Origin of the sequence: Phenylobacterium sp. (genome assembly GCF_044372605.1) — a bacterium.
In the GTDB taxonomy this organism is placed as follows: Bacteria; Pseudomonadota; Alphaproteobacteria; order Caulobacterales; family Caulobacteraceae; genus Phenylobacterium.
The window spans coordinates 1-6,092 of sequence record NZ_JBILRO010000213.1; the positions used below are offsets into that span (position 1 = coordinate 1).

Below are 6,092 nucleotides of genomic sequence, written 5' to 3' on the forward strand. Positions count from 1 at the left end.
GTTCGATGTCGGCCATGCCGGCGCGGGCGAGGCCGCAGACGACGCTTTCGGTGATGATCCCGGAGATGGCGCGGACCGCCTCGAAGTCGCCGTTGGAGGCGATCGGGAAGCCCGCCTCGATCACATCGACCTTCATGTCTTCGAGGATCTTGGCCAGTTCGAGTTTTTCGTCGTGCGACATCGATGCGCCGGGCGACTGTTCGCCATCACGCATGGTGGTGTCGAAGACAATGACGCGGTCAGACGGCGCCGGGGCGGACTCTGATACAGGGTCGGTCATGGGAATTCAGATCTCTTCGCGGTGTTTCAGTCTAGGGGCGGAGGTCTTCTAACCCCTGGATCGCCCGGCCGCGAGCATGCGCGTGCCTAGAGAGGCGCCCAGGGGCGGCTAAGCCCCAGCGAGAGAAGAAGCAGGCTTGTGGGCCGCGTGCGCATGGAAGTTTATGTAGCAAAATGGACGTCGTGCCGCAAGCTTCTTGCGTCGGATCAGTTGAAAGACGCCCTTCTCGGCAAGAACCTTGCTGATCGGTGGCTCAAGGGTCACTTCGCCCTCGCCGCCCCAGCCAGCGCTGTGCAAACCATCCGATCGCCAGCCAGGCGACCGCAACGGCCAGCAGCGTCACCCCATGGCCTGCAATCTCGCCGCGCATGATCTGCAGGATTGAGGCCCCCGCGAAAGCGGTCAACGCGATTTTAGGGACGATGCCGATCCCCGTCCCCGCCAGAAAGTGGGTCACACGCATGGGCGTCACGCCGGCCGCCATGTTGACCACGATGAACGGCGCCGACGGTACCAGCCGCACGATCAGGCTGGCCAGGAACCCGTTCTCGCCTATCAGCCGCATGAACCGGCGCACGCCGTCACCCGAAATCCGCTCGAGCGTTCGCGCGCCGGCGGTTCGCCCGAGATGAAATCCCACCACCGACGAGACCATGGTGCCCACCCAACTGTAGGCCGCGCCGGTCACCGGGCCGAACGCCACCACGGCGGCCGCGATCAGGACAATCTGCGGCGTCCCGACAAAGGCCAGGGCCGCAAAGGCGGCGACCGCCACCGGCAGGGACCACGGCCCCCGCGCCGCGCCCAGCCACCCTTCCAGCGTGCGCTCGCTGTCGATCCCCAGGAACTGGGCGCCGAACACAAACACAACGCCGACACCGCCAAACAGCACAAACGACACCGCCAGCGTCCGCCAGGCCTGGGCGTCGAGGTTGGACAGGAATTCGAAGAGGCGGCGCATCACCTTCGGAGGCGTCGCGTGATCCTGAGGCCAGGTCAAGGCGAAGTGGCGCCCTTCTGCGGGTAGGCGTGCGCCGCTGCATGAGCTAAACCCCCGCCGTTTCGCCAACCCCCAGCCGGGAGTCTCCCCCCATGTTTCGGGAATCCGACGCGCTTGCCCGCGTAAAGCCCTCCGCCACCCTGGCCGCCGACGCCAAGGCTCGTGAGTTGAAGGCCCAGGGCAAAAACGTGATCGGTCTGGCCGCCGGCGAACCCGACTTCGATACCCCCGACAATATCAAGGAAGCCGCCATCAAGGCGATCCGCGAGGGCAAGACCAAATATACCAACGTCGATGGTATCCCTGAACTGAAGGACGCCATCGTCGCCAAGTTCCAGCGGGAGAACCAGCTCACCTACAAGGCCAGCCAGGTGAATGTCTCGCCGGGCGGCAAGCCGGTGATCTGGAACGCCATGATCTCGACGCTGAACGCGGGCGATGAGGTGGTGATCCCGACGCCCTATTGGGTCAGTTACTGGGACATCGTGCTTTTGGCAGGCGGCCAGCCTGTCGCCGCGCCCACCTCGGTGGCCTCGGGCTTCAAACTGGATGCGGCGGGCCTGGAAGCGGCGATCACCCCGCGGACCCGCTGGGTGTTTCTGAACAGCCCCTCCAACCCCTCCGGGGCCGCCTATACCCGGGCCGAACTGCGCGCCTTGGCCGATGTCCTGCTGCGCCATCCGCAGGTCTGGGTCCTGACCGACGACATGTACGAACACCTGGTGTTCGGCGATTTCGAGTTCACCACCATCCTTCAGGTGGAGCCGGCGCTCTATGATCGTACGCTGACCATGAACGGCGTTTCCAAGGCCTATGCCATGACCGGCTGGCGGATCGGCTATGCGGCCGGACCGGAAGCCCTGATCAAGTCGATGGCCAAGGTGATGAGCCAGACGACGTCGAACCCCTCGTCCATCTCGCAATGGGCGGCGGTCGAGGCCCTGAACGGGCCTCAGGACTTCATCAAGCCCAACGCCAGGCTGTTCGAAGGTCGCCGCGACCTGGTGGTCTCGATGCTGAACCAGGCCCAGGGCATCAACTGCCCGACACCGGAGGGCGCCTTCTATGTCTATCCGTCCGTGGAAGCCCTGATCGGCAAGACCGCGCCGTCGGGCAAGGTCATCACGTCCGACGCCGACTTCTGCGTCGAACTGCTGGAAACCGAAGGCGTCGCCGTGGTGCTGGGCGCGGCGTTCGGGCTCTCACCGCATTTCCGGATCAGCTACGCGACCAGCAACGCAGTGCTCGAAGACGCCTGCCAGCGGATCCAGCGGTTCTGCGCAAACGTGAAATAGGCAGGACCGGGGTAACCGGCCGACACCGAGAAGGTTGCCAAAGCCAAGCTGTTTGCCTGATCGCCGAGGCAGGATTCCGCGTTCGCAATCGGGTCGGCAATCGGCCGGGACCCGGGCTCAGGGCTTCATCCCGGGGTTCCAGTCCGGCTTGAAGTCGCTGTCCAGCAGCCATCGGATTGGATCCGCGAGTGACTGGATAACGCCGATCATGAAGGGCAGGTCCACGTTCTCCAGGGTGTCGGTCGGCTGGTGATAGGTGGGGGGCAGCGGCCAGGCGCTGATGGTATGGGCGACCACGCCCTTCTTCGCCAACCGGTAGTTGTCGGACCGCATGAAGAAGTTTTCCTCCGGATAGAGATCCGGACCCAGGCTCGCGCCCCTGGCCTTGAGCGCCGGACCCAGGTTTGAACGATCCCAACCGGTGAGCATGAGCGCCTTGCTGTCCTTGGGATCGGGAACCCCGATCATCTCGAACTGGAGATTGGCGACAATATCGCCCAGCGGTGCTGGCGAATGGGCAAGATAGTAGCGCGAGCCATGCCCGCCTTGTTCCTCACAGCCAAAGAGCGCGAACTGGACCGTGCGCTTGTGGCCGCGCCCCGACTTCATCATCCTTGCGAACTCCAGCACGGCAGCCGTGCCGGAGGCATCATCATTGGCGCCGGGATAGAGTTGTCCGTCAATGACGCCGAGGTGGTCGTGATGTGCGCTGAGCAGCACCACCTCGCGGCGGGCTTGTCCGGATCGGCCGGGGATTTCCGCCAGCACATTGTAGGTGGTGCGCAAAATCGGCGACCCCAGGGTCGCGGTGATCCTCGCAGACGTCCCGGCGCGCAGCTTCAAGGTCGCCATCGTCTCGGGGCGGGCAAAGATAACTGGCGGGCCTATGGGCCGCGGCGACGGCGCCTCGACACCCAGAACCTCGACGGGCCCAGGCGGGCGCAGTGCGAGCTGATCCCACGCTTTCAGAAGCCGGTCCGGCGGTGTCGCGATGACCGCGAGCGCACCGGCCTTTACCAGAGCTGCGGCGGTCGTCGGATCATAGGGCCCATCGAAGAGCACGATCCGGCCAGCGGCCTCCGCAGGGGCGCCGTCCCTGTTCAGGATCACCAAGGGCCCCGCGGCGTCCGACATGGGTGTCTGGACCAGAATACCCTCGCCGTGGACGTATCGATCCTCCCCAATCTGCAGGACGGGCGGTGAGGCATAGGCCGGCGCTCGGAACTGCACGGACTGCAGATAGCCGCCGCCAGGCGCGGCGCCCCTTACGCCGTAGGCCTTGAAACGTCGGGCAAGGTAACGGGCGGTGGCGAGGTCATCATCTGTACCGCAGGCCCGCCCGGCCAGATCGGGACCTGTGAGGCGCTTCATGGTCGAGGTGACACAGCTGGCGCACACCCCGGAGCCTGCATGCGCAGACATCGGCGCCAGAGCGGTGGCCATGCCCGCCAGAAGAGCTAGACTGCGCAGCACGATGTGACTCCGGAGCGAGGATCAGAGTGATGGTGGAACTGATCAATCTCAACAAGGCCAGAAAGGCCCGGGCGCGCGCCGAAGGCAAGTCTCAGGCGTCCGGGAACCGCATCCGGTTCGGGCTTACCAAGGATCAGAAGGCCGTTGCCGCTCTCGAGGCCACCCGAACGCAGCGCGATCTGGACGGCAAGAAACGCGGGGACTGAACGCCCCCCCGGCATCTCATTCAGAACTGGTAACTGGCGCCGACGCGATTCAGGCGTTTGCCTCGCGCCGAGACCGAGAAGTCACGGAGGTAGGTCCAGGCGTCAGGCCGCTACGGCCCCATCACGCACATCTGCGGGGATCGAGTCGTAGATCGTGGCGGGTGTGATACCCAGCCGACGGCGCGCGGACTCGAGCGGCTCTGACATCAGGCGTTCATAGTCCTGACCCAGCAACCATGCCGCGGCTTTGCCCCGCTGATATCCCTGCCAGATCGCCTTCACCATCGGGTACCCGGAATTGCGCGCCGTCGAAGCAGCGCCGACGGCGATGAAGGCCCAACCAAGGCTTCGGGTCTGGGCATAGGAGAACGCCACCAGACAGGCCTCGCCCAGGGCATCGCGGTGATAGCCAGACAGGATGTGCCAGATGTCATGCACATCGCGGGTGCGGCGGCCGAACCAGGCATAGGGATGCGGCTCGTCGGCATGCTCGCCGCTGTCACGGCTGATTTCCACGAGGCCGTCGGCGGAGAGATGCTCGGCGCGAATGAAGGTGCGATAGGCGGCGCCGACGCTGCCAGCCGGCAGGCTGTCGAGCCAGGCGTCGTCCATCAGCTTCCCCGCGAACTCCTGACGCTCATAGGCGATACGACCACCCCCGGGCGTGTCCAGAAGGCGCCGGTAGCCTTTGGCGATGGAGTCGCCGGTGAGGGCGCGCATGATTTCGAACACCGCGTGGGTGTCTTCCTTGTCCTTAAGCAGGCGCTGGAGCGCGCGCCAGGCGGCGCCCCACTCAAGCTTTGGCGCCGCCGCCTTTGGGGTGGCACGGAAATCAGCAGCGTCGGCGGTAATGGACATCGAACGCAATCCTAGTGGACATCGACAGCATCAAAGATGACGCCCCCGTCATCTTTTTTCAAGGGGGACCTTTGCGTTTAGCGGAAACGGGGTAAAAAAGGTTTCCATGCCCGCCCTGAAAAAGCGTTCTGTCCTGCTCGCTGGCCACGCGACCTCGATTGCTCTCGAGCCTGAGTTCTGGACCGTGCTCGAGGAGATGGCGACCGCGCGCAATTCGAGTCTCGCCGCTTTGATCCTGACGATCGACCGCAGCCGCGGCGAACGCGCCCTGGCTTCGGCGTGTAGGGTCGCAGCGCTGACACACCACATCGGTTAGCAGACCCGAACTCTGTGCTACATATGTTCCAATGTCGCCGTCCGAATCTCCAGATCTCCCCGCAATCCGCATCAGCGATCTTGCACGCGCCGATGCGCGGCCAGCGGACTATCTCGCAGGCCTGAACCCCGAACAGCGCGCGGCTGTCGAGGCCGTCGACGGGCCTGTGCTGGTGTTGGCGGGTGCGGGCACCGGCAAGACCAAGGTGCTGACCACGCGGCTGGCCCACATCCTGGCGACAGGACGGGCCAAACCGTGGGAGCTGCTGGTTGTCACCTTCACCAACAAGGCCGCACGGGAGATGCGCGAGCGGATCGGGGCAATCATCGGGCCATCAGCGGAAGGCCTGCGCTGGCTGGGAACCTTCCACTCGGTCGCCGCCCAGATCCTGCGCCGGCACGCAGAACTGGTGGGTCTGAAGTCCAACTACACCATCCTGGACACTGACGATCAGGAGCGCCTGATCAAGCAGGTGCTGGAAGCCGAGAACATCGACACCAAGCGCTGGACGCCCAAGGCGCTGGCCGGGCTGATCGACCACTGGAAAAACCGCGGCTGGCGGCCGGATCAATTGCCTGTCGCAGAGAATGCCCACTTCGCCAACGGCAAGGGCCAGGCGATGTACCGGCTCTATCAGGAGCGCCTGCGTACGCTGAACGCCTGC

Annotated in this window: 7 protein-coding genes and 1 pseudogene; 4 read left to right on the plus strand and 4 right to left on the minus strand. The window is 64.9% G+C overall.

Features of this window, described 5'->3' with window-relative positions; genetic code table 11:
• A pseudogene (locus ACIQ42_RS14730) lies at positions 1–280 on the minus strand (2-isopropylmalate synthase); the annotation flags it as partial.
• A gap of 253 nt (positions 281–533) precedes the next feature.
• Positions 534–1,244 (minus strand): TVP38/TMEM64 family protein, encoded by a 711-nt coding sequence (locus ACIQ42_RS14735; RefSeq protein ID WP_397423018.1) that lies wholly within the window; start codon positions 1,242–1,244, stop codon positions 534–536.
• 128 nt (positions 1,245–1,372) lie between these two features.
• Here ACIQ42_RS14735 and ACIQ42_RS14740 point away from each other — a divergent pair, with 128 nt between their 5' ends.
• Positions 1,373–2,575: a pyridoxal phosphate-dependent aminotransferase gene (locus ACIQ42_RS14740; protein ID WP_397423012.1), complete on the plus strand. Its 1,203-nt coding sequence runs from the start codon at positions 1,373–1,375 to the stop codon at positions 2,573–2,575.
• Between the two features lie 117 nt (positions 2,576–2,692).
• Here ACIQ42_RS14740 and ACIQ42_RS14745 read toward each other — a convergent pair whose 3' ends face one another.
• A complete protein-coding gene (locus tag ACIQ42_RS14745; protein ID WP_397423013.1) occupies positions 2,693–4,048 on the minus strand; it encodes a M28 family metallopeptidase in 1,356 nt (451 codons plus the stop codon).
• Positions 4,049–4,077: 29 nt separating this feature from the next.
• Here ACIQ42_RS14745 and ACIQ42_RS14750 point away from each other — a divergent pair, with 29 nt between their 5' ends.
• A complete protein-coding gene (locus ACIQ42_RS14750; protein ID WP_397423014.1) occupies positions 4,078–4,254 on the plus strand; it encodes a DUF4169 family protein in 177 nt (58 codons plus the stop codon).
• 102 nt (positions 4,255–4,356) lie between these two features.
• On the opposite strand, the gene ACIQ42_RS14755 is transcribed toward ACIQ42_RS14750, so the two are convergent.
• Positions 4,357–5,112, minus strand: coding sequence for a Coq4 family protein (locus ACIQ42_RS14755; protein WP_397423015.1), 756 nt, complete (start codon positions 5,110–5,112; stop codon positions 4,357–4,359).
• Between the two features lie 106 nt (positions 5,113–5,218).
• On the opposite strand from ACIQ42_RS14755, the gene ACIQ42_RS14760 reads away from it, so the two are divergent.
• On the plus strand, positions 5,219–5,428 hold the full coding sequence (locus ACIQ42_RS14760; RefSeq protein ID WP_397423016.1) for a ribbon-helix-helix domain-containing protein: 210 nt from the start codon (positions 5,219–5,221) through the stop codon (positions 5,426–5,428).
• A gap of 31 nt (positions 5,429–5,459) precedes the next feature.
• A partial coding sequence (locus tag ACIQ42_RS14765; protein ID WP_397423017.1) for an ATP-dependent helicase occupies positions 5,460–6,092 on the plus strand: 633 nt, incomplete at its 3' end.